Origin of the sequence: Chryseobacterium sp. X308 (assembly GCF_020733145.1) — a bacterium.
Classification (GTDB): Bacteria; Bacteroidota; Bacteroidia; order Flavobacteriales; family Weeksellaceae; genus Chryseobacterium; species Chryseobacterium cupriresistens.
This window is the reverse complement of the sequence record NZ_JAJFZH010000014.1, coordinates 14019-36309: the sequence shown is the minus strand read 5'-3', so window position 1 is coordinate 36309 and position 22291 is coordinate 14019. Positions and strand designations below refer to the sequence as shown.

The following is a 22291-nucleotide window of genomic DNA, read 5'->3' as shown; positions in this document are numbered from 1 at the left end:
TTTTTATTATAATCGAATTAATACGTGTCAAAAATATGTTTCAGAATCGCTTTATCCTCTTCTGTTAAAGCAACTTTTCTCCTTGCCATGGCTCTTTCTGCTACCTCATATACTTTATCAAGTTTGAATCTTTCATCATCTTTCAGTCCGCCCCATGAAAAGTTTTCTACAAGATTAGGTGGAAAACCCGGTTTGAAGATATTGGAAGCTACGCCAATTACCGTTCCTGTATTCAATTGGGTATTGATGGCTGTTTTGGAATGATCACCCATAATCAGACCTGCAAACTGCAATCCCGTATCTTCAAATGATTTTGTTCTGTAGTTCCAGAATTTTACATTACCATAGTTATTTTTCATGTTTGAAGAATTGGTATCAGCTCCGAAATTACACCATTCGCCAATCACAGAGTTTCCTACAAAACCTTCATGCCCTTTACTGGAGTATCCGAATATAATGATATTATTCACTTCTCCACCTACCTTACAGTGAGGACCGATTGTGGTAGCTCCATAAATTTTAGCCCCAAGATTAAATTTGGAATCATCACAAAGAGCGATTGGCCCGCGAAGATGACAGCCTTCCATCACTTCAGTATTTTTACCGATATAAATCTTACCTGTTTTTGTATTGATGGTAGAGAATTCAACATAAGCTCCTTCTTCAATAAACAGATCTTTTTTATCACCTAAGAAACCATTGGTTGAAGACAATTCCTGTGAAGTTCTTCCTTTGGTAAGAAGCTCAAAGTCAAAATCAATCGCATGATGGTTATAGGTAAACAGATCTTTTGGCCTTTTAAAGAAAACAAGATCTTCCTTAATATCTGTCATTTTCTCAATCTGGTTCAGAGAAAAACCTTTCATATTGATTTTTGCGGCGATTAATTCGTCTTCATACACCAGCGCTTCCCCTTGCTTAAGGTCTTTAATTTGTTGGATTACGTTTTCTGTTGGCAGGAAATTCGGAACAAGAAAAAGGCTTTCTTTTTCCTCCGGGCTTTTAAATTTATCCTGAAGATATATTTCTGTGAAATAAGTTACCTCAGTGTTTTCAAGTATTTTCTGCCATCTTTCAGAAAATGTAAGGATTCCGCATCGCATAGCAGCAACCGGGCGGGTAAAAGTAAGCGGAAGAAAATCTTCCCAGTATTGTGCGTCTGAAAATACCAACTGCATCATTCAGTTTTTAAGTTTAAGGTTTAAAATTCAAGATCAACAAATTTACAATAAAAAAAGTCTCCCAAAAATTGGAAGACTTTAATATTTTTAATGTACAAAAATTACTTAGCGAATTTTTTATACTTGTTCATGAACTTATCAACTCTACCTGCAGTGTCAACTAGTTTTACTTTACCAGTGTAGAAAGGGTGAGAAGTTGAAGAGATTTCCATTTTGATTAGAGGATACTCTTGTCCTTCGTACTCGATAGTGTCTTTTGTTTCTGCAGTAGACTTGCAAAGAAACATCTCGTCGTTACTCATATCTTTGAAAACAACAAGTCTATAATTTTCTGGGTGGATTCCGTTTTTCATAATACTATTTTTAAAAAAATTAAAGTTTGCTTTCGAAATAGTAATGGATATTTCTCTGCTAAATTTTAGGTTGCAAAAATACAACATTTTTTTAAAATTCCAAATACTGAATTCAATATTTTTTTATTGATAAGAAATTTAAAGTATTTTCGTTAAATTTGGAACTTACTTAAACTTTAATTTCAATGAAATTCAAATTATTACTGGCTTTTTCCTTCTGGATGTTACTTGTAGCAGTATCATGTAATAAAGATGACATAACGTTTGACAGCCCTACGCAGGAACTTCGTTTCTCAAGAGATACGGTATTTTGTGATACGGTATACCATCAGGTACGTTCAGAAACTTATGTTGTAAAAGTATATAATAATGAAGATAAGGATATTATGATCCCAAGAGTGAACCTTGAAAAAGGAGCCGCTTCATTATATAGAATCAATGTAGATGGAAAACCGGGATATGATTTTAAGAATGTTCCTTTAAGAAAGAAAGACAGTCTTTATATTTTTGTTGAAATTGCCCCGGAAGCTACAGGACCGGAGGCCATAGCAGAAGACAAAGTTCTTTTTACCGGTCCAACAGGACAACAGCATGTAACTTTATTTTCTGTCGTTCAGGATGCAGAATTTTTTATTCAGACTCCTGGCAACCCGAATGTAATTACCAGTTCCACAACATGGAATAATGATAAGGCAAAGATCATCTACGGAAATCTTACCATTAATCCTAATATAACATTGGATATCAATCCCGGAACGAAAGTATACTTCCACAAAAACAGCGGAATGAAAGTTTCTTCCGGAGCGGTCTTAAATATTAACGGTACTCAGGCAGATCAGGTTATTCTTCGCGGAGACAGGAACGATCCTTATTATGATACGATTCCTAAAAACTGGAATTCTATTAAAATGGAGGCCAATTCTACCCTTAAGATGAACCATGCAAGACTTTTCGGAGGTACGAGAGGACTGGACATGAAGCAAACCAATGCTACCATCACCAATTCATTCATCCATACTTTCTTTGAATACGGAATTTATGCCGTAGGTTCTACCGTGAATGCCAATAATCTTGTCATGAACAATTGCGGTTTATCATGTATCGGTATTTTCCTTGGTGGAAAACATAGCTATACTCACGCTACGATTGCCAATTACTCCAGAACGATGAGTTCTTTTGACAGAGCAGGAATTTTTGCAGCCAATGAATGGAAAAATGATGCAGGGCAATCACAGCAGGGCGCTTTGCAGCTTCTTGACATCAAAAACAGTATTGTGTATTCTGACAGGGATGATGCGGTTCATTTTGAACAAACCCCAGGGCAGCAGTTTGAGTTCTTACTTCAAAATTCATTAATCAAATATACCAGTGCAACAGGATCCGGCTTCACTTTTGACAATAATCCGAATGTGATACAAACGGTCAAGAATGCAGAACCACAGTTTGTCAATTATTTTATGGCTAAAATGAATTTAAGAGTAAAACCTGGTTCTCCGGCTCTTGGAAAAGGAAATACAGCTGTTGCAGCAACGGTACCTTTTGATATTGTGAATGTTTCCAGAACTACCAACCCAACTCTAGGAGCTTATCAATAATGGAAATTACACAGTTACAGCAGCAGGTAGATGAATGGATCAAAACCATCGGTGTAAGGTATTTTAATGAGCTTACCAATATGGCCATGCTGACAGAAGAAGTGGGTGAAGTAGCAAGGATCATTGCAAGAAGATATGGCGAACAAAGCGAGAAGGAAAGTGATAAAAACAAAGATCTTGGTGAAGAACTGGCAGATGTGCTTTTTGTTACGTTATGCCTGGCCAACCAAACCGGAGTCAATCTGCAGGATGCTTTCGACAGAAAAATGAAAATAAAAACTGACCGTGATAAAGACCGGCATCAGAACAACGAAAAATTGAAATAAATATAAATGATGAGTTATGAATACCACATCAATTTGTAACTCATTATTTTTTTAGAAATGTAGATCATAATGAAGCTAGAAAAATCAAAATTATCGGGAGATAAAACAGTACAGATCAGCGGTTCGAAGAGTATTTCGAATCGTTTATTGATTCTGGAAAGCCTGTTTAGTAATATAAAAATCGGGAATTTATCCAATTCCCAGGATACTCAGCTGCTGAAAAAAGCATTATCTGAGAACACAGACACCGTGGACATCCACCATGCAGGAACGGCGATGCGTTTTCTTACTTCTTATTATTCTATTCAGGAAGGAAAGACAACTGTTCTTACAGGTTCTGGAAGAATGAAAGAAAGACCGATCAAAAATCTGGTAAGTGCATTGAGGGATCTTGGAGTGGAAATTGAATATATGGAGAATGAAGGATTTCCTCCTTTAAAAATTACAGGAAGAAAAATCACCCAGACTTCGGTAAATGTTCCGGCGAATATCTCAAGCCAGTTTATCACTTCTCTACTTCTTATTGCAGGAAAACTTGAAAACGGATTAGTCATTAATCTTGTAGGAGAAGTGACCTCAAGATCTTATATTGAAATGACACTTGACATCCTGACCAGATTTGGCATCCAAAGCAGTTTTGAAGGAAATGCCATCAAAGTAGAGCCTTTCAGTCCTGACAAGAATGCTGAGGCTGTACATTATGAAGTGGAAAGCGACTGGAGTTCGGCTTCTTACTTCTACTCTATCTGTGCGTTGGGAAGAAAAACAATCCATCTGAAAAGTTTTTATAAAGAATCCACACAAGGAGATTCTGCCATTGCTGATATCTACGAAAAGTTCTTCGGGATTAAAACTACTTTTTCTGAAGATGAGCATCAATTAACCCTGGAACCTCATCCTGATTTTTCCTTCCCGGAAAAAATTGTTCTGGATATGAACAACTGTCCGGATATTGCACAAACCCTTTGCGTAACAGCAGCAGCCTTACAAATCCCTTTTGAGATTTCCGGCTTGGGAACCTTAAGAGTAAAGGAAACTGACAGGCTTCTTGCTTTATATAATGAGCTTAAAAAACTGGGTACCGAAACAGAAATCACAGATCTAACGATTAAATCAACCAGTTTTGGAGAGGCACAAGACCATATTTCAATCAAGACCTATCAGGATCACAGAATGGCAATGAGTTTCGCTCCGTTCTGCCTGATTAAAGAACTCAATATTGAAGATGAAGATGTGGTAGAAAAATCTTATCCAATGTTCTGGAAAGATCTTGAAAGCATACTGACCCATTAATGAATACTATAAAGTGTGGTAATCTGAAGATGATTTTTATTTCGGATTACCACATTTTAATAATGAAGCTGTTTAATAAAACCATTAAGAAGAATTGAAGAAATAAAGTATAGTTAAGATGCATCATTCTGATTTTTAAGCTTAAAAGCAAAGCTCATCTTAATACTCTCAACACCTTAATACAATCTTAATGTTTCAAAAACAAAAGTTTAAACAAGTTGAATATAATAATGATGAAACCTTTCTTTTCCTTTTTGATTGTCTTAGCTGTTTCAGGTTTATCTGCTCAGAAGCTGAAAAATTTTTCGGTTCCGAAAGGTTATACTCAGATTGCAGAAGCCAAAGGCGATCTTGACAAAGATGGAAAAGATGAAACGGTCCTTGTATTTAATACGAATATAAAAGCATCATACGAGCAGAACCCGGAAGGTACAAGTGACTATAAAAGGGTTTTCTATATTCTGAAAAATGAAAACAGTGGCCTGAAACTATGGAAAGAAAATTCTGATATCATTTTTTCAAGCGGATTCGGATTTTATCCTTCTGATAATACACTTGAAGTCAGTATAAAAAACAACAGCCTTCAAATCGGGCAAACTTTTTTTACCAATTCAAGGCATACCCAGAAATATAAACATACGTTCAGATTTCAGAACGGAGATTTTTATCTGATAGGTTTGTACGATCATTTTGAAGATACCTGTGATTTCAGTTTCACCAATGAAATCAATTTTTCTACAGGCCAAGTAATTGTTGACAGAGAATATTCATCCTGTGATGATGATACCAAACTACCCGAAAACTCGCATAAAGAATTTACTCATAAATTCCCGGCTCTTATTAAAATGAATGATTTCTTTATCGGAGACCACAAGTTCAAAATTCCCGGGTTGAAGGAGGATTTTGTGTTTTAAGAGAGACTTCTATCTGGAAAAGCTATATCTTTTGAAAACACAAAGAAAACAATTCTATAGTTCTATTTAAAGAAAGCAAAGAAGGCGACAATGTCGCTGATGAAGCTTAATTGTTATGCATCCGCTTAGAAAGAATCAATTTATTGATTTCATCTTTGCTTCCTCTCTATATCCGGAACCAAAATAAGCTTTGCGTTAATAAAAATTTATTTTCCCTCAACCACCTTCCTTACTTTATACCAACTTAATTATCTCTTAAAGTTAAATTAACTCCTTATGCTTTGATATATTCTTATTTTTAAGCTACTTTAAAAATAAAAAAACTATGTTCAAACAAAGCATGAAACGTATGACAGCCATCACTCTCGGAGTGGTTACTGCATCCATCTTTTTTTCCTGTTCAAACGACAGTATCCTGGAAAGGGATTCCAACGAAAACAATGTTGTTTCTTTAACAAAAACAGCTGGCAGAGCTTCATTACTGCCTGTTTCTCTTAATAGCTGGATGGCCGGTCTTCAGGATAACATTTCTATTTCAAAAATATCAATTCCCGGTACTCATGATTCCGGAGCTCGTATAGATGCCCCTCTTGTATCTGGTACGGCTAAAACCCAGGACCTCAGCATTGCAGAACAGCTGAATGCCGGTGTACGTTTTCTGGATATCCGCTGCAGACATATTGACAATGCTTTTACCATTCATCATGGTGCAATTTATCAGAATATGAATTTTGATGATGTATTGAATGCCTGTTATACATTCCTTCAGAACAATCCTTCAGAAACCATTATCATGTCTGTTAAAGAAGAATATGATGCTTCCAACACCACCAGAACTTTTGAACAGACTTTTGATTCTTATGTACAGAAAAATCCGTCTAAATGGGATCTTGGAACTAATATTCCCACACTGGGAGCTATACGGGGAAAGATCAAGTTATTAAGAAGGTTTTCTTCGGGAACAACCAAAGGGATCAATGCTTCACCCTGGGCTGACAATACTACTTTTGACATCAACAACTCAGGCGTACAGCTGAAAGTTCAGGATTATTACAAGGTGACCAACAATGATGATAAGTGGAATGCCATCTCCAGCCTGCTTAATGAAGCTAAAAATGATACAAATGGCAAACTTTTCTTGAATTTCACCAGCGGCTATAAACCTGGAATCTTCGGGATCCCAAGCATTCCTACCGTATCCAATAATATCAATCCAAGACTTAAAACATTCTTCCAGACCAATACTCAGGGTACATTCGGAATAATGCCGATTGACTTTGTGAATGCCGAACTTTCTCAATTGATCGTTAACACCAATTTCTAAATTATTATTTGTTAGATTTATTCAAAGACTGTCTCTATTTTGAGACGGTCTTTTTTTAAAATGAAAATTAAAAAAAAGACTGCTTCGGATGGAAACAGTCTCTCTTTGTAAAAGTAAAAAAGTGTAAATCAAAAGCTACTTCTGAATTCCGTAAGCTGCCAGTATTTTGTTGAAGATCTCAGTATTTTCAAACAGTCCTGTAAACTCTTTTGAATTCGGTCCGTACGCAAAAACACTTGAAGGAATAGAAGTATGATCATTCGTACTGAAATTTCCGAATACCCAGCCCTCTTTCAAACTGCCATCCAAAAGTGTTAAACCTCCGGTTTCATGATCCCCCACTACAATCACTAAGGTTTCTTTATTTTCGTCAGCAAATTTCATAGCTTTCCCTACAACATGGTCGAAATCCAGTAATTCTGTCACCAGCTGTTCTATATTATTGCTATGTCCTCCTCCATCAGTCTGCGACGCTTCAATCATCATAAAGAATCCTTTTTTATTGTTCTTTAAATCATTTAAAGTAAGATCAAAGGCATCTGCAAGCCAGTTTCCTCTTCCATTACTGATTCTTTGTGAGGCCAGAGGATCAATAACCAGCGTACGGTTATTGATTTTCGTTACTGATTTCAAATCCTGATAGAGATCGATTCCGGCATCTTTAAATTTCTGTATATTTTCCTGAGACAAGCCGCTTGTAGGGCCACCGATCAGGATTTTCGTTTTTGAAGCTGCAAAATCTTTCAGAATAGGTTCCGAACTGTTTCTGTTATCCGAATGGGCGTAGAAATCAGCTGGCGTTGCATCTGTAACATCTCCTGTGGAAATCAGACCTGAAACCATTCCTTTTTCAGCAATGATATCAGGGATCTGTGCCAGTGCTTTTCCCATATTGTCAACTCCGACAAAAGTATTTTTGGTTTTCACTCCTGTTGCGAACGCTGTAGAACCCGGTGCTGAATCTGTAATATAGGCATTGGATGAATTGGTCTTGGAAAGCCCTGTGGATTTCATATTGAAAACATTCAGTTTCCCTTTATTAGCTGTAAAGGCAGCATAATATTGTGGTAAAGAAGTTCCGTCCGGAATAAGAAGGATGACATTCTTTACTTTTTTCTCCACTCCGTCTGATTGATAAGTTGGAGTATAAGTGCTGTACTCTTTTGTATTTTTATAAAAGTTTTTCGGAATTGTGTTCATGAATTTTTTAAGATCCGGAATATGATCGGTATTGATATAATCTACTCCCAAATCCATCAGATTTACCCATGCATTCGGAAAATCCGGAGCTCCGTAAAAGCGAACAGGTTTTTGCTTCGCATGAGCTTTATCAACCGCAGTTTTAATTTTTGCGGTTTCTTCATCCCTTGGAATTCCTTTCCCGTTCCATTTTACCAATCCCGGAAGATCTGCACTGAACATTCCAATTCTTTTCAACTGATCTTCAGAATAATTTTGGTCAAGATCTCCGTCAAAGTAAAGATAGTTGGGATAGTTCTTAAAATCTGCAGGCTGAGGTCTTCCTCCGGTAATCACAATTTTAATTCCGGTGTTCCCGGTAATCTCCGGGTATTTTTCCAGTGTACTCACTAAAGCTGTCAGTGAAGTTTTATAATCTTGTTTTATATCAATCAGCAGTTGAAGTTTCTTACCAGCATCAGGATAGACATTTCCTTTATTCAGCTTAATCTGTTTGGAAATATTATCGAGATAAAGACTTTCCAATGTTCTGTCCGGAGAAAGTTCTTTTTCAGTATGAGCAACCCAAAGCTGGCCTTTTACCGGAAAAACATCTGCTTCTATAGAACCGAAATTGGCATAATATGCCTGCCAGAAAGGGATGTCCTGCATATAATCATTATGCGAATGCGCATTCCCTACATTATACTTTAAATAATTCTGTGCCTGATTTTCAGAAAAAACAGCAAGGGCCAGTACAGCCCATATTTTTGATAGTTTCATTCGTTTAACTTTATAATTTTACAGACCAGATGGAAGGCCTGCCTTTGAAAAAACTATATCATCACAGAAAGTTCTGCAATGATATAGCGGCTTGTAGATAAAGATTAAATTTTACCAGCCTTCATTTTGTTTAATAATCCCATGACTGTTTACGATTTCAGCCTGTGGAACTGCCCAAACATTATGTACAGCCGGATTAAAATTTCTTGCTGCCCAGACTACCTGTCCATTGATACCGTGCAGAGGCTTCGCATACGCTGCCTGCGCATCTCCCCAACGTACAAGGTCTCTGTGTCTGTCTGCCCATTCACCCGCCAGTTCGCAACGTCTTTCATGTTTCAAATCAGCCAATGTACATCCGTTTTTCACAGGTAAGCCTGCACGTACTCTGATCATATTGATCTCCTGATCTGCAGATTTTCCCTGCATCAGTAAAGCTTCTGCTTTGATCAGGATCACCTCAGCGTAACGCATGATCGGAACGGCAAGGTCTGTACACGGATAATCTCCGTTGGCACTCACGTGACCATTTTTCAGCTCATATTTGAAGGCATCCATATATTTATTAAACTGGTATCCGGTAAGGGAATTCGTAGAAGCGTATATTCTTTCTTTTCCGTTGAAGGTAAATTTATCTCCAATTTTCAGAATGGTAGCACTTCTTCTAAGGTCTCCCGTTTCGTATTCATCAAATAACTCTTTTGTTGGCTGAAAATATCCCCATCCGTTATATTCTCCCCATCCTTTGTTTTCAAGCATTACTCCCGGAAGAATACTTCCCCAGGCAGTAAACTTTGTAGTTCCCGGAACCGACCAGATGTATTCTGAACTGTAGTTATTTTCAGCTTTGAAGACATCTGCAAAATTACCTAATAAGGCTCTGTTTCCTTTGGTCATTACTTCATTAGCCCAGAATTCTGCATTCTTCCAGTCTTTCATAAACAGATATACTTTTGCTAACAATGCCCAGGCAGCGGCTTTATGAGGTCTTCCGTAATCCTTTGCAGGAAGTTCTGCCTGTGCAGGTAATAATTCGGCAGCTCTTTTCAGGTCGTTGACAATGTACGTGTAATTTTCCATTACGTTGGCTGCTCTTGGAATCGGATTAGGATCAGGGTCTTTTGAACGGTCTATGATCGGAACTCCCGCTTTTTCATTTCCGTAAGAATAAGCCAGCTCAAAATACATTCTGCTGCTCATAAATAAAGCTTCTCCAAGGTATTTGTTTTTAATGGCCTGAGAAGTCTGGATATTATCAACATTACGGATCACACGGTTGGCCACTCCAATCACATTATATCTTTTATTCCACTGGGTTTCAAGGTCTCCTGCCGCGATATAATTACTGCTGAAGTTTTTTGCATTATCTGCTTCACTTTTTGCTCTTCCGGTTACCATATCATCACTGGCATTGATAAACCAGAACAAACCTCTGCCGTAAAATTCACCATCGAATAAAGGCTTGTACATCGCGTTTGCCCCGGTAATAAGATCGTTTTCTGTTTTCCAGAAGCTGGCTTCGGTAGGTGTTCCTTCAGGTTGAACATCCAGTTCGCCTGTACATGACAAAAGCATTACGGATATTCCTGATACTAACAATATTTTATTGAAAAATTTCATTTTTTTACTTTTTGTTGGTTAAAAATTATAATCCGATCTCTACTCCGAAGATGAATGAGCGTGCCTGAGGATATCTTCCGGTATCTACTCCGTAAGAGTTCATTCCTACTTCAGGATCAAATCCTGTATATTTCGTTATCGTAAACAGGTTGTTGGTGGTTATATACACTCTCACTTTGTTTACATCCAGTTTATGGTACAATTCTTTTGGTAATGAATACCCGATGGTAAGGTTCTTCAGCCTTAGGTATGATCCGTCTTCCACATAGAAATCTGATACTTTGGAATAATTACCGCTTGGATCACCGTGTACCAGCCTTGGGATATCGGTATTTGTATTCTGAGGCGTCCATGCATTCAGGATATCTCTGTCCATATTATAATTCTGTCCCGTTCCGCCCGGATTCAAAGAAATAAACTTCATTCCGTTGAAAATTTTGTTTCCGTAAACGCCCTGGAAGAATAAATTCAGATCAAAGTTTTTCCAGGTCATGTTGTATGAAAAGCCATAGGAGAACTTAGGGTATGGACTTCCAAGATTAACAAAATCATTATTATTAAGCACTCCCGTATTTCCTTCTTTTTTCAGGAATTTGATATCTCCCGGCTTGGCATTGGGCTGGATAAGATTTCCGTTCGCATCTTTATAATTGTTGATTTCTTCCTGAGTCTGGAAAATTCCTCCGGTCTTATAACCATAGAAGGAATACAGAGGATCACCCACTTTCACGCGGGTTGGCTTCAATACACCTCTTACTCCATTATCATTGATAAAGATCTCATCCACATTGGCAAGCTGCTTTACCGTATTTTTTAGTTGACTCATCGTAGCTCCTATTGAGAACGTGAAATCACCTGAAACTACTTTGTTATAATTGATTCCCAATTCGTACCCTTTATCCTGGAATAATCCCGCATTCACATACTGATTATTGTACGTTGCCGTACTTGGCAAGCTTACGTTGAAGATCTGATCTTTGGAATTCTTCACAAAGTAATCGAACTGTAGGGAAAGGCTGTTGTGAAGGAAGGAAGCATCTACTCCGAAGTTGGTCTGCTCAGATTTACCCCATTTCAGGTCCGGATTCGGACGTGTGGTGGCATAATAAGCAATATTCTGAGAAGGATCCTGACCGAAAATGACATTATTATCTCTGGTCATCAAAGGATTCACTGCCTGAGGTGAAATTCCTCCAAGATTACCCAAAATACCGTAGCTTCCTCTTAATTTCAGACTTGAAAGCCATGAGATATCTTTCATAAAGTTTTCTTTCGAAACCACCCAGGCACCGGAAACGGCATAGTAATTAGCAAATCTGTTCTGTTTTGCTACGAGCGAAGAACCATCACGTCTTCCCAATAAGCTTACAATATACTTTCCTGCATAGTCGTAGTTTACTCTCGCCAGATAAGAAACCAAAGACTGTTTGAATCTGTAGCTGGAAACATCTTTATTGGTATCCGCAGCGTTCTGAAGGTGCTGGAAAACCTCAGCTTCACTTCTGAAATCATACGATTTTGCTACAAAACCATCATCAATTGTTTTCTGGAAAGTAAATCCTCCAAGGAAATCGAAATTATGTTGTCCTAAAGCTATTTTATAAGTCAGCAACTGCTCTGCAAGCGCTGTTGAAGAATTATTGGATTGGTATTCCAGATTATTGGTATCAAAAATTTTCCCAATCTCAAGGACTCTGTATGTAAAGTTTTTTACATCCCCCAGCTTAAAAGTCTGTGAGAAATTGGAACGGAATTTTAAATCTTTTGCCAGTGTAATTTCAGCATAGGGATTAATTAAAATCTCGTGGGTAGGATTTTTGATGCTGATCCTTTTGAGATAAGCAACCGGGTTGATCATATCTCCATAGCCGCCAGCCACATCAATCGGCAGTCCTGAAAAAGCACCACTTGGTGTATATACCGGAACATTGGGCGGATAGTACATAGCCGCCACCAAAGCTCCTGTATACCCACTTTTGGTATCGGCTGTATTGCCGTCAGAGTAATTATAGTACATATTTTCTCCGATCGTCAGCCAATCTTTTACTTTATGTTCAGAATTGACTCTGAAATTGTATCGTTTTGCCTGAGTATTCAGTAAAATCCCCTCAAGGCTTCTGTGGTTCATGCCCACAAAATATCTGGATTTTTCGCTTCCTCCGCTAAGATTAATATTGTATTCCTGAATGGTTCCTGTTCTGAAAATTTCTTTCATCCAGTCTGTTCTGGTAATTCTTCCGTCCGGATATTGATTAGGATTAAAAGCAGTTGGCAGACTTCCCAGTTTCCCGGCATTTTCATAGGCTTTGTACATCACATCCTGAAATTCTGCTGCATTCAGGGATTCTTTCAGCCTCCATGCCTGGTTTACGCCGTACTTAACATCAAAATCTACTGTTAGATTTCCTTTCTTCCCTTTTTTAGTGGTAATCAGAATAACCCCTCCGGAAGATCTTGCTCCATAAATGGCTGCAGATGCATCTTTAAGTACAGAAATATCCTGAATATCATTCGGATTGATAGAGGGTGTTCCGTTGAAAACCACTCCATCCACCACATACAAAGGTGTTTCTCCATTGATTCCTCCCAGACCACGAATATTGACCTTCGGTGCTCCGTTAGGATCTCCACCTTCGTTCACTACAGTTACTCCGGGAGTTTTCCCCTGAAGAACTTCTCCTACTCCGGATAAAGATCTGGAGGTTAGCTTATCCAGCGAAGCCTCCGAAACGGCTCCGGAAACTTTACTTTTTTTCTGTGTTCCGTAGCCGACAACAACAATCTCGTCGATGGATTTTTCTTTTAAGCTGTCTTTTTTCTGAGCGAGGAACACCGGTGAAGCCGATATTGCACCAATAAGTAATACCCTTCCCGTTAAATAAGTTACGGATACAGGGATTTTAAATACATTCATGATCTCCTTTTTGATTAGCTGCAAAATTAGATCAGTCTGCTTCCATGCCTCATTAAGGTTTTCTTATGTTTTTATTAAGAAATTTTAGATTTTTTCAGGTACCAACTACCACATAACAAAATTAAACACCTGTTTTTCAGAAACATATGTAATTAAAAGTAATCATTCCTCCGATGATGAATAACGAATTAATATTAAGTTTGTCTTAAATTTATTCCATGATAGGAATAAAAAAAACGCAATTCAGCGGTTCGAACGAAAAATATTTTAAGAATCTAATTCTTAAAACACAAACTATACTTCTTTTTCTGTATAAAAATTAACTGTTTTTTTCACAAGATTTAACTTAACAATTCCACTTCGTATTCCCATAAAAATATTTTCCTCATCGAATACCACTACAGAGTTTGGATACAGTCCCCCCCAAAACTGTTTCCTGAAAAGGAGTGTCGCTTTTTGATCCACTACTTTATAAAAGCCATGAAAAGAAGCAATGTAAATACTGTCATTGAATATAGTTAAAGCTTCTAATGAATCCCCAAAGGATTCGACTCTATTATAAGTGAAAGCTGAATCTTTTTTTAATTCATACAAACTTCCCCATATACCTGAGCCTTCTGTGAAATAGATCTTATTCTGAAATCTGAAAATATCAACAATGTTTCCAAATTTTATTTCAATTTTTTCTCTATCTTCTTTAGGCTGGAAGTATAGTGCTCCCCCAAATTCTCCTTTATTTTCTCCAATCAATGTTCCATCTTCAATTTCTAATTCAGAATCTTTTTTGTAATAGCTCGTTTTTTCCACAATCAATCTACCATTGTCTTTTTTGACAGCATAACAGTCTTTAGAATGAATAAGAACGAACCATTCCGGAGATTCTACTTTTGGAATAGAATGTTCAGTGAAATTCTCCGGAATTTTAATTTCTTGTCCTGTACAATAAAAGCTAAAATTGAGTATGAATAATATTAGCAGTTCTTTTTTCATCATTAATTTAAAACGTAATTAATTACTAAATTTTACCGGAGTTAAAATATAATAACTTTTCCAACACTGATGGATTATTTCTAAATATTTTAAATCAGTTAGAGAATACATCCAACTTTACAGCTTTGTTCCTATCAAAGTTCATTTTTCTTTTTTTACATTTGCTGAAAATAGATTTACTTTTGAACACAGACCATTAAAAACGTCTCACTGATATCAGAAGAAATAAAAACATTAAAAATCATACGAATTCAATGACCATCATTATAACAGGAACCTCATCAGGAATCGGGTTTGCATTGGCAGAATATTTTGGTAAAAAAGGACATCAAGTATACGGATTAAGCCGAAAACATACAGAAAGCCAATACTTCAAATCGATCCCAACTGATGTGACAGACAATACTGCAGTTCAAAATGCTGTAGCTGAGGTTTTAAAAACAGAAACCAAAATTGATGTTCTGATCAACAATGCCGGAATGGGAATGGTAGGAGCCGTGGAAGATTCTACGAAAGAAGATATTCTGAAGCTTTTCAGCCTGAATCTTGCCGGACCTGTACAGATGATGAGTGCCGTACTCCCGAATATGCGTGCGCACAAATTTGGAAAAATTATCAATGTTTCCAGTATCGGAAGTGAAATGGGTCTGCCTTTCCGCGGATTTTATTCGGCTTCTAAATCGGCTCTGGATAAAGTAACGGAAGCGATGAGATATGAAGTTTACCCATGGAATATTGATGTATGCTCTCTGCATCTGGGAGATATTAAAACCAATATTGCAGACAACAGAGTCATTGCAAAGGTTTCCCAACCTTATAAAAATGTTTTTGATAAAGTATATGCGCTGATGAATTCTCACGTAAATGACGGAACAGAGCCGTTGGAAGTCGCAGAATACATTGAAAAACTTTTAGCAAAAAATAAATGGAAAGCGCATTATTATTTTGGTAAATTCGGACAGAAAATCGGGGTTCCTTTGAAATGGATTCTTCCGCAGGGAACTTATGAGAATTTGATGAAGAAGTATAATAAACTGGATAAAAATTAGTTGATTGATAAGGCGCATTGTCATTCTGAATGGAATGGAATGAAATGCAGTGAAGAATCTTTTGTATTTTATAGAGATTCCTTTTCATATTCAGAAGAATAAATTGAAATTACTTTTAAAAATATTTTTTGTACTGTTCTGCGTTTTTACACAAGCGCAGAAGAAGCAGTATTGGCTGATTGATACGGAAACCAAGGTCAGGAAAAAAGTAAAAGATTCTACTTCAGCTGTAAAATTTCTGGATTCATTAGCCCAGAGTAATTATTTCTTCACTCAACTGAAAGACGTAAAAGTAAAAGGTGACAGCACCGAAATTTTCTACGATAAAGGAAAGAATTTCAATGAAACATATGTCAACCTTACAGATTCTCTTGTTCAGAAATTAAAAATCCAGAAAGATTTTTTCACTAAAAATTTAGACTCCACCAAGAAAAGTATCAACAAGACTTATATTGATGAAGGGTATTCTTTCAGCAGAATCAAATCTAAATACAAAGGTCAGAAAAACGGTTATCCAATCGTAGAACTTGACATCAACAAGAATGATAAAAGAACAATCAACGGATTCGTAGTAAAAGGATACGAAAAAGTTCCCAAAAGATTCATCAAAAACCTTGAAAAGGAGTTTAAAGGTAAAAACTATGATGACAAAAACCTTTTAGCCATTAACAAAACCTTTCAGAGTCATCCTTTTCTGACCCTTGAACGGCAGCCTCAGACTTTATTTACAAAAGATTCCACCAGTATTTACCTGTTTCTGGAAAAGAAAAAGACAAATACTTTTGATGGGGTAATCGGCTTCGGGAATGATAAAACTTCCAAGTTTACCTTAAACGGGACAATGAATATCAATTTCAGGAATATGTTCAATGGTTTTGAAACTGTGAATTTATACTGGCAGAGAAACCCTGATAAAGGACAGACTTTCGATCTTAGGGTAGATATTCCGTACCTTTTCAAATCGAATGTCGGTATGGATACAAAAGTAAATATCTACCGTCAGGATTCTACATTTGCCAATGTAAAATTCCTGCCTGCCTTTTATTACCACATCAACAACCGGAATAAAATAGGTCTGAGGGCAACTCTCGAAACCTCTACTATTATTGATACGCTATACGTTCAGGGAAAAGACTACAACAAAAAAGGGATCGGGATATGGTATGAAATGACTGAGCCTACAGATATTGACCTTTTCCTTTATAAAACAAGGATCAATGCCGGATACGATTTCTTAACAACCACTTATTCAAAAGATAATATTAAAGCCAATCAAAACCAGTTTTATTTCTTTGGAGAACATAATTATCATATTTCAGGAAATCACTTTCTGAACATCAAAGCGGAGGGTGCCATGATGGATTCGAAAATAGAATTCTCTGCCAATGAATTATACCGTTTTGGGGGCTGGAATTCCATGCGGGGATTCAATGAAAACTCCCTCGCCGCCGACTTTTATTATTATGGAAGTCTGGAATACCGGTATCTGATCGGTAACCAGGCCTTCTTTGATGTCTTTGGACAATACGGACAGCTCAACAATAAATCTTTAAATGTAAAACCCAAGCTCTACAGTGTCGGGCTCGGTTTCAATTTCTTCATTCCTATCGGTTTGATGAGCTTCCAGCTGTCTAATGGTAATGAATTTGGAAATCCTTTTAAGTTTAATGATATCAAAATTCACTGGGGAATTCTGAGCAGGTTTTAGAAATAGAAAGGAAGAGGGAAGCTGGAGGCTGGAAGTTATCGAAGTCACAGTTTTACTATCCTATTATTAGAAGAGTTTTTCTTCAAAAATTTATTATTGAGGGCTTCAAGAAGTTAAAACCAATAACTTCCAGCCTCCAGCTTCCTAACTATATTTATATAATAAAGCAAAAGTCTGTATACAAAAGACATTTTCTATTTTACTTTTCTATTAATTCTTCATGTTAAAAAATATTAAATCGTATTTTTATTTTAATACATCATTAAAGTACAGGTAACAGTGCTCTGCTAAATTTGCCTTCAAAAAAATGAAGAAAACTCTAGCCACTTTTGCCGTTTTTTTACTTCCTCTTTATTTTTCTGCACAGGAAATCAATATTTCAGGAAATGTAAGATCAGAAAACGGTTCTAGTGTTTCCGGTGTGAACATCACCGACAAAAACACAGGAAAGACTGCTACTACAGATGAAAATGGTAATTTCACTATTTCTGCAAACCCTAAAGACATTCTTGAATTTTTTGCTCCTGATTTTTCCGTTTATACCGTTGAGGTTTCTTCCAAAAAACAGTATTCCGTTGTCTTAAAAAAGCAAAACGAAAAACAGATTGAAGGTGTTGTGATTACCGCATTAGGGATTGCCAAAAAGAAAGAGAAAATCGGATATGCTACTCAGGAAGTGGGAACGAAACAGTTTGAAACCATCACTACGCCAAGTATCGGGAACTTATTTTCCGGACAGGTTGCTGGTCTGAATGTTTCCAATCCAACGGGAATGCAGCAGGCCCCACAGTTTACATTGAGAGGAAACTCCAATCTCGTTTTTGTCATTGATGGTGTGATTGTAGAAAAAGAGGTTTTCCAGAATTTAGATCCTAATAATATCGAAAACATCAACGTCCTGAAAGGAGCTACCGCTTCTGCTCTCTATGGTTCAAGAGGTCGTTACGGAGCTGTTTTGATCACCACAAAAAATGCTAAAAAGAAAGGTTTCTCTGTAGAATTTTCCCAGAACACCATGATTACTGCAGGGTTTACCAATCTCCCGAAAACCCAGACTGAATACGGTAACGGTTCCCATGGGAAATATGAATTCTGGGACGGAGCTGATGGCGGCGTGAATGACGGAGACATGATCTGGGGACCAAAATTTGTTCCGGGATTACAGATCGCTCAATGGAACAGCCCTATCAGAGATAAAGTAACAGGGCAGGTTGTTCCGTGGTATGGAGCAGTAACAGGAACTCAGTATGATGATAAATCAAGGTATGAAAGAGTTCCGATTGACTGGAAGTACCATGATAACTTAAATACTTTTTTAAAACCCGCAGTTATCAACAATAATAACTTTGCGATCAGCTACAGGAACAACAAAGACGTATACAGATTCTCGGGGAATTTCATGAATTATGATGACAGGGTTCCGAATTCATACCTTCAGAAATACGGAATCAACTTCTCTTCTGAAAACCATCTTGGTGAGAAATTAATCTTTGATACAAAATTCAACTTCAACCAGGCCTTCACCCCTAATATTCCCAACTACGATTATAATCCAAGCGGACATATGTACACCATCCTGATCTGGATGGGAGGCGATGTAGACGGAAAGGCTCTGAAAAATCACATGTGGATTCCCGGAAAGGAAGGAAGAGCACAGGCCAACTGGAACTATGCCTGGTACAACAACCCATGGTTCGGAGCTGAGTATTATAAAAATCAGAACAGAACCGATATTATCAATGCACAGACAGGCTTAGAGTATAAAGCAACACAGGATCTATCGGTAAAAGGGAAAATATCTCTTGTGGAAAACCACAGCAAAACGGAAATTTTGAGCCCTTATTCTTACTTCAATTATAGTGCGCCGAGAAGCGGAGGATATATTCTGAAAGATAATAAAACATGGAACCTGAACTATGATGTTTTAGCCACCTATAAGAAAAAAATATCTGAAAACTTTGATTTTACGATCAATGCCGGAGGTTCCGCCTTCTATTATAAAAACAACAACAATGAAAGGTCTACGGACGGATTGAAAATTCCTGAAGTGTATACCTTCGAAAACTCTATCGGAGCGCTGAAAAATTATACGTACCTGAAGGAAAAACTGATTTACAGTGCTTATTCTACCATTGATATCGGATTGTATAATGCTTTCTTCATCAATATTTCCGGGCGTAATGACTGGTCTTCCACACTGCCTAAAGCCAACAGGTCTTACTTCTATCCTTCTGCTTCCATCAGTGCGGTTATTTCAAATCTGGTAAAATTGCCGGAATCTATTAATCTGTTGAAGCTTTCCGCTTCCTGGGCAAAAGTAGCCTATGATTTCCAGCCTTATTCCATCAGAAATTATTATCTGAATAATCAGGGAATCACATTCAACGGAAATCCGACTTATTATTATCCAACGACCCTGAATGTGGAAAACTCTTTGAAGCCCGAGCAGACAAAATCTTATGAATTAGGGGTAAGCGCAGGTTTCCTGAATAACAGGATTACTTTGGACGCTACTTATTTCAGAACTTTGGATTATAATAATATTCTTCAGTTCCCTGCCGCTGAATCATCCGGTTTCACCTCACAATATGTAAACGGGAATGAATATACCACAAAAGGTTTTGAAATCACTCTTGGTATGGTTCCGGTAAAAACTTCTGATTTCAGCTGGAAAACCTTAATCAACTGGAGTACTTATGAACAAAAGCTGACTTCTATTTATGATAATATGCCCAACTACCAGAACATTAAGTTAGGGGAAAGAATGGACAGCTATTATGATTATACCTGGCAAAAGTCTCCGGACGGGAAAGTCATTCTTGATGCCAATTCAGGAATGCCGACAAGAGCTAATGCTCCGACTAACTTAGGACACTTCAATCCGGACTGGACTTTCGGTTTCAATAACTCCTTTAAATATAAAAAATTCACTTTAAATATCGGAATTGACGGAAGCATTGGAGGGATAATGAGATCGCAGGTCGTAGAAAAAATGTGGTGGGGTGGAAAACATCCTAATTCTATAGCGTACAGAGATCTTGAATACGCGAATCCGGGAACCTATTATTTTGTACCGGATGGAGTCAATTATAATCCTGCAACCGGTCTTTATACTCCGCACACGAAAGCCATCAGCTTCCAGGACTGGGCACAGAATTATCCATATCAGGCAAGAGTAACGCAGGATGAAAGTGAAGAATTTGCCAATGTTTTCGACAGAACCTTCGTTAAGCTGAGATCGGTAGTGCTGGAATACGATTTCTCTTCATTACTGAATCCGAAAGGAATGGTAAAAGGTTTCACGGCCAATATTTCTGCTTATAATTTAGCGATGTGGAAAAAATCAAAGAACCTTTACTCCGATCCTGATTTCCAGATCAGATCAGGCAGAAGCGGAGATGTCGCTAATGATATCCAGGATCCGTCCAGCAGATGGTTTGGGATCGGTTTTAATCTTAAGTTTTAACTAAAAAGTACGTCAAGACAATGAAAAATACTATAAACAAAATGAAAGGGCAAAAAGGTAAAACGGCAAAATGGCTGATGAAATCTCTGTTTGCCGCGGGATTCCTTACATTGGCTTCATGCGAATCCAACCTTGATACCATCAATGAAAATCCTAATGACCAGGCCAGCATTGATCCTAAATACCTTTTGACCTACGTAGAAAAATACACTTTCCAGGTAAATGGAGATAATATGTATGCCTCAAGGATGATGATTGGTACCGATGGTGAAAATTCTTATCAGTATATGAAATGGAATGACACCTCTTTTGAAGTGTATACCAAAGGACTCCTGAATACAGGAAAAATGATGCAGGAAGCAGAGAAAAGAGGAAATAAAAATTATCTGGCCATCGGGAAATTTCTGAGAGCCTATCATTTCTTCAATATCAGTTTAAAAGTCGGAAGTGCTCCTTATTCTGAAGCAGCTAAAGGTGAATCCGGAATTACACAGCCTAAATATGATTCACAGGAAGCCATCATGTCCGGAATTTTATCAGAGCTCAAAGAAGCCAATGATCTCATTAATACCAACGATAAAATTGAAGGGGATATTGTATACAACGGAGATGCTTTAAAATGGAAAAAACTGATCAACTCCTTCCGTCTGAAAATTCTTATTACCTTATCTAAAAAAACAACTGTAGGCAATTATAATATTGCTGCAGAATTTGCTGCCATTGCAGGAAGCCAGTCTATCATGACTTCCATTGCTGATAACGGTGAACTTAAGTTTGCTGATGCTGCAGACAGCCGATACACTATGTTTAACAACAGTGGATATGGTTCTAGTTTGTATATGGCAGATTATTTTATCAATATGTTCAAAGACAGGCATGATCCGCGTCTGTTCACCTTTGCGGCACAAACTACCGGAGCGAAGGAAGCCGGAAAAGCAATTACAGATTATACAGGATATAACGGAGGAAATCCTATTTCTCCTTATTCTGATAATGCGGCTCTGATCACAGCTAAAAATATTTCCAAAGTAAACGACCGTTTCTATAAAGATCCTACCAATGAGCCTGCTTCTGTATTAAGCTATTCAGAACTTGAGTTTATCCTGGCGGAGGCTGCAGCAAGAGGCTGGATTTCCGGGTCGGCAAAAACACATTACGACAATGCTGTTAAGGCAAGTTTCAATTTTTATCAGACTTATGTAAAAAATCCGGGACAATATTTCTCAGGCTTTGATGTAAACCAATATCTTGCCACTCCTTTGGTAGTGTATAATGATGCTGATCCTTTACAGACACAGCTCGAAAAGATCATGACTCAAAAATACATGACGATGTTCCATCAGGCACAATGGACTTCTTATTATGATTATCTGAGAACTGGTTATCCAAATTATCCTTTAAAAACAGGAGTTCCGGCGCCTTTCAGGTTCAGATATCCGCAGTCTGAATATAATTACAACAGCAATAATTTAAAAGCTGCTTTAAACGCTCAGTACGGAGGAAATGATAATATCAACTCCAAACCCTGGTGGTTACAATAAAAATCTGATTATTTTTATATAAAAACAAAGAAACCGCAGGAAAATCCTATTAACT

The 22291-nt window shown here is 37.4% G+C and carries 15 protein-coding genes; 9 read left to right on the top strand and 6 right to left on the bottom strand.

Annotation, left to right across the window (positions count from 1 at the left end):
- Nucleotides 1-17: 17 nt before the first annotated feature.
- A complete protein-coding gene (locus LIV57_RS15125) occupies nucleotides 18-1178 on the bottom strand; it encodes a putative sugar nucleotidyl transferase (RefSeq protein ID WP_227943367.1) in 1161 nt (386 codons plus the stop codon).
- A 104-nt stretch (nucleotides 1179-1282) separates the two neighbouring features.
- The gene (locus tag LIV57_RS15120; RefSeq protein WP_062702555.1) at nucleotides 1283-1534 is read right to left on the bottom strand and encodes a type B 50S ribosomal protein L31; all 252 of its coding nucleotides are present in this window, start codon (nucleotides 1532-1534) and stop codon (nucleotides 1283-1285) included.
- A 185-nt stretch (nucleotides 1535-1719) separates the two neighbouring features.
- Between LIV57_RS15120 and LIV57_RS15115 the strand changes: the two genes are divergently transcribed.
- The 5 genes from LIV57_RS15115 to LIV57_RS15095 all read left to right on the top strand — a co-directional run bounded on the left by LIV57_RS15115 (nucleotide 1720) and on the right by LIV57_RS15095 (nucleotide 6986).
- Nucleotides 1720-3129 carry a hypothetical protein gene (locus tag LIV57_RS15115; protein ID WP_202841602.1) on the top strand — a complete coding sequence of 470 codons (1410 nt, stop codon included), beginning with the start codon at nucleotides 1720-1722 and terminating at the stop codon, nucleotides 3127-3129.
- Nucleotides 3129-3455: a nucleotide pyrophosphohydrolase gene (locus tag LIV57_RS15110; protein WP_034692883.1), complete on the top strand. Its 327-nt coding sequence runs from the start codon at nucleotides 3129-3131 to the stop codon at nucleotides 3453-3455. Before LIV57_RS15115 ends, LIV57_RS15110 begins: the two co-directional genes overlap by 1 nt.
- Nucleotides 3456-3524: 69 nt before the next feature.
- Nucleotides 3525-4748, top strand: coding sequence for a 3-phosphoshikimate 1-carboxyvinyltransferase (locus tag LIV57_RS15105; protein ID WP_227943309.1), 1224 nt, complete (start codon nucleotides 3525-3527; stop codon nucleotides 4746-4748).
- A gap of 230 nt (nucleotides 4749-4978) precedes the next feature.
- Nucleotides 4979-5662, top strand: coding sequence for a hypothetical protein (locus LIV57_RS15100; RefSeq protein WP_227943308.1), 684 nt, complete (start codon nucleotides 4979-4981; stop codon nucleotides 5660-5662).
- Nucleotides 5663-5987: 325 nt separating this feature from the next.
- On the top strand, nucleotides 5988-6986 hold the full coding sequence (locus LIV57_RS15095; protein WP_227943307.1) for a phosphatidylinositol-specific phospholipase C: 999 nt from the start codon (nucleotides 5988-5990) through the stop codon (nucleotides 6984-6986).
- A gap of 135 nt (nucleotides 6987-7121) precedes the next feature.
- On the opposite strand, the gene LIV57_RS15090 is transcribed toward LIV57_RS15095, so the two are convergent.
- From LIV57_RS15090 to LIV57_RS15075, 4 genes are all read right to left on the bottom strand, one after another.
- Nucleotides 7122-8948, bottom strand: coding sequence for an alkaline phosphatase (locus tag LIV57_RS15090; RefSeq protein ID WP_227943306.1), 1827 nt, complete (start codon nucleotides 8946-8948; stop codon nucleotides 7122-7124).
- Nucleotides 8949-9059: 111 nt separating this feature from the next.
- Complete coding sequence (locus LIV57_RS15085) at nucleotides 9060-10568, bottom strand: RagB/SusD family nutrient uptake outer membrane protein (RefSeq protein WP_227943305.1); 1509 nt, start codon at nucleotides 10566-10568, stop codon at nucleotides 9060-9062.
- A gap of 25 nt (nucleotides 10569-10593) precedes the next feature.
- Nucleotides 10594-13482 carry a SusC/RagA family TonB-linked outer membrane protein gene (locus LIV57_RS15080; RefSeq protein WP_227943304.1) on the bottom strand — a complete coding sequence of 963 codons (2889 nt, stop codon included), beginning with the start codon at nucleotides 13480-13482 and terminating at the stop codon, nucleotides 10594-10596.
- Nucleotides 13483-13776: 294 nt separating this feature from the next.
- Complete coding sequence (locus LIV57_RS15075) at nucleotides 13777-14475, bottom strand: hypothetical protein (protein ID WP_202841613.1); 699 nt, start codon at nucleotides 14473-14475, stop codon at nucleotides 13777-13779.
- 251 nt (nucleotides 14476-14726) lie between these two features.
- Here LIV57_RS15075 and LIV57_RS15070 point away from each other — a divergent pair, with 251 nt between their 5' ends.
- The 4 genes from LIV57_RS15070 to LIV57_RS15055 all read left to right on the top strand — a co-directional run bounded on the left by LIV57_RS15070 (nucleotide 14727) and on the right by LIV57_RS15055 (nucleotide 22236).
- The gene (locus LIV57_RS15070) at nucleotides 14727-15521 is read left to right on the top strand and encodes an SDR family oxidoreductase (protein ID WP_227943303.1); all 795 of its coding nucleotides are present in this window, start codon (nucleotides 14727-14729) and stop codon (nucleotides 15519-15521) included.
- Between the two features lie 103 nt (nucleotides 15522-15624).
- Entirely contained in the window at nucleotides 15625-17229 is a 1605-nt protein-coding gene (locus LIV57_RS15065; protein ID WP_227943302.1) for an autotransporter assembly complex protein TamA, read from the top strand.
- 307 nt (nucleotides 17230-17536) lie between these two features.
- Nucleotides 17537-20695 (top strand): SusC/RagA family TonB-linked outer membrane protein, encoded by a 3159-nt coding sequence (locus LIV57_RS15060; protein WP_227943301.1) that lies wholly within the window; start codon nucleotides 17537-17539, stop codon nucleotides 20693-20695.
- 20 nt (nucleotides 20696-20715) lie between these two features.
- Nucleotides 20716-22236: a SusD/RagB family nutrient-binding outer membrane lipoprotein gene (locus LIV57_RS15055; RefSeq protein WP_227943300.1), complete on the top strand. Its 1521-nt coding sequence runs from the start codon at nucleotides 20716-20718 to the stop codon at nucleotides 22234-22236.
- The last annotated feature ends 55 nt before the right edge of the window (nucleotides 22237-22291 follow it).

Bases quoted from the DNA above. Each gene is read 5' to 3' on its own strand.
- LIV57_RS15125 (WP_227943367.1), bottom strand. From the start codon at position 1,178: ATGCAGTTGGTATTTTCAGACGCACAATACTGGGAAGATTTTCTTCCG.
- LIV57_RS15120 (WP_062702555.1), bottom strand. From the start codon at position 1,534: ATGAAAAACGGAATCCACCCAGAAAATTATAGACTTGTTGTTTTCAAA.
- LIV57_RS15115 (WP_202841602.1), top strand. From the start codon at position 1,720: ATGAAATTCAAATTATTACTGGCTTTTTCCTTCTGGATGTTACTTGTA.
- LIV57_RS15110 (WP_034692883.1), top strand. From the start codon at position 3,129: ATGGAAATTACACAGTTACAGCAGCAGGTAGATGAATGGATCAAAACC.
- LIV57_RS15105 (WP_227943309.1), top strand. From the start codon at position 3,525: ATGAAGCTAGAAAAATCAAAATTATCGGGAGATAAAACAGTACAGATC.
- LIV57_RS15100 (WP_227943308.1), top strand. From the start codon at position 4,979: ATGATGAAACCTTTCTTTTCCTTTTTGATTGTCTTAGCTGTTTCAGGT.
- LIV57_RS15095 (WP_227943307.1), top strand. From the start codon at position 5,988: ATGTTCAAACAAAGCATGAAACGTATGACAGCCATCACTCTCGGAGTG.
- LIV57_RS15090 (WP_227943306.1), bottom strand. From the start codon at position 8,948: ATGAAACTATCAAAAATATGGGCTGTACTGGCCCTTGCTGTTTTTTCT.
- LIV57_RS15085 (WP_227943305.1), bottom strand. From the start codon at position 10,568: ATGAAATTTTTCAATAAAATATTGTTAGTATCAGGAATATCCGTAATG.
- LIV57_RS15080 (WP_227943304.1), bottom strand. From the start codon at position 13,482: ATGAATGTATTTAAAATCCCTGTATCCGTAACTTATTTAACGGGAAGG.
- LIV57_RS15075 (WP_202841613.1), bottom strand. From the start codon at position 14,475: ATGATGAAAAAAGAACTGCTAATATTATTCATACTCAATTTTAGCTTT.
- LIV57_RS15070 (WP_227943303.1), top strand. From the start codon at position 14,727: ATGACCATCATTATAACAGGAACCTCATCAGGAATCGGGTTTGCATTG.
- LIV57_RS15060 (WP_227943301.1), top strand. From the start codon at position 17,537: ATGAAGAAAACTCTAGCCACTTTTGCCGTTTTTTTACTTCCTCTTTAT.
- LIV57_RS15055 (WP_227943300.1), top strand. From the start codon at position 20,716: ATGAAAAATACTATAAACAAAATGAAAGGGCAAAAAGGTAAAACGGCA.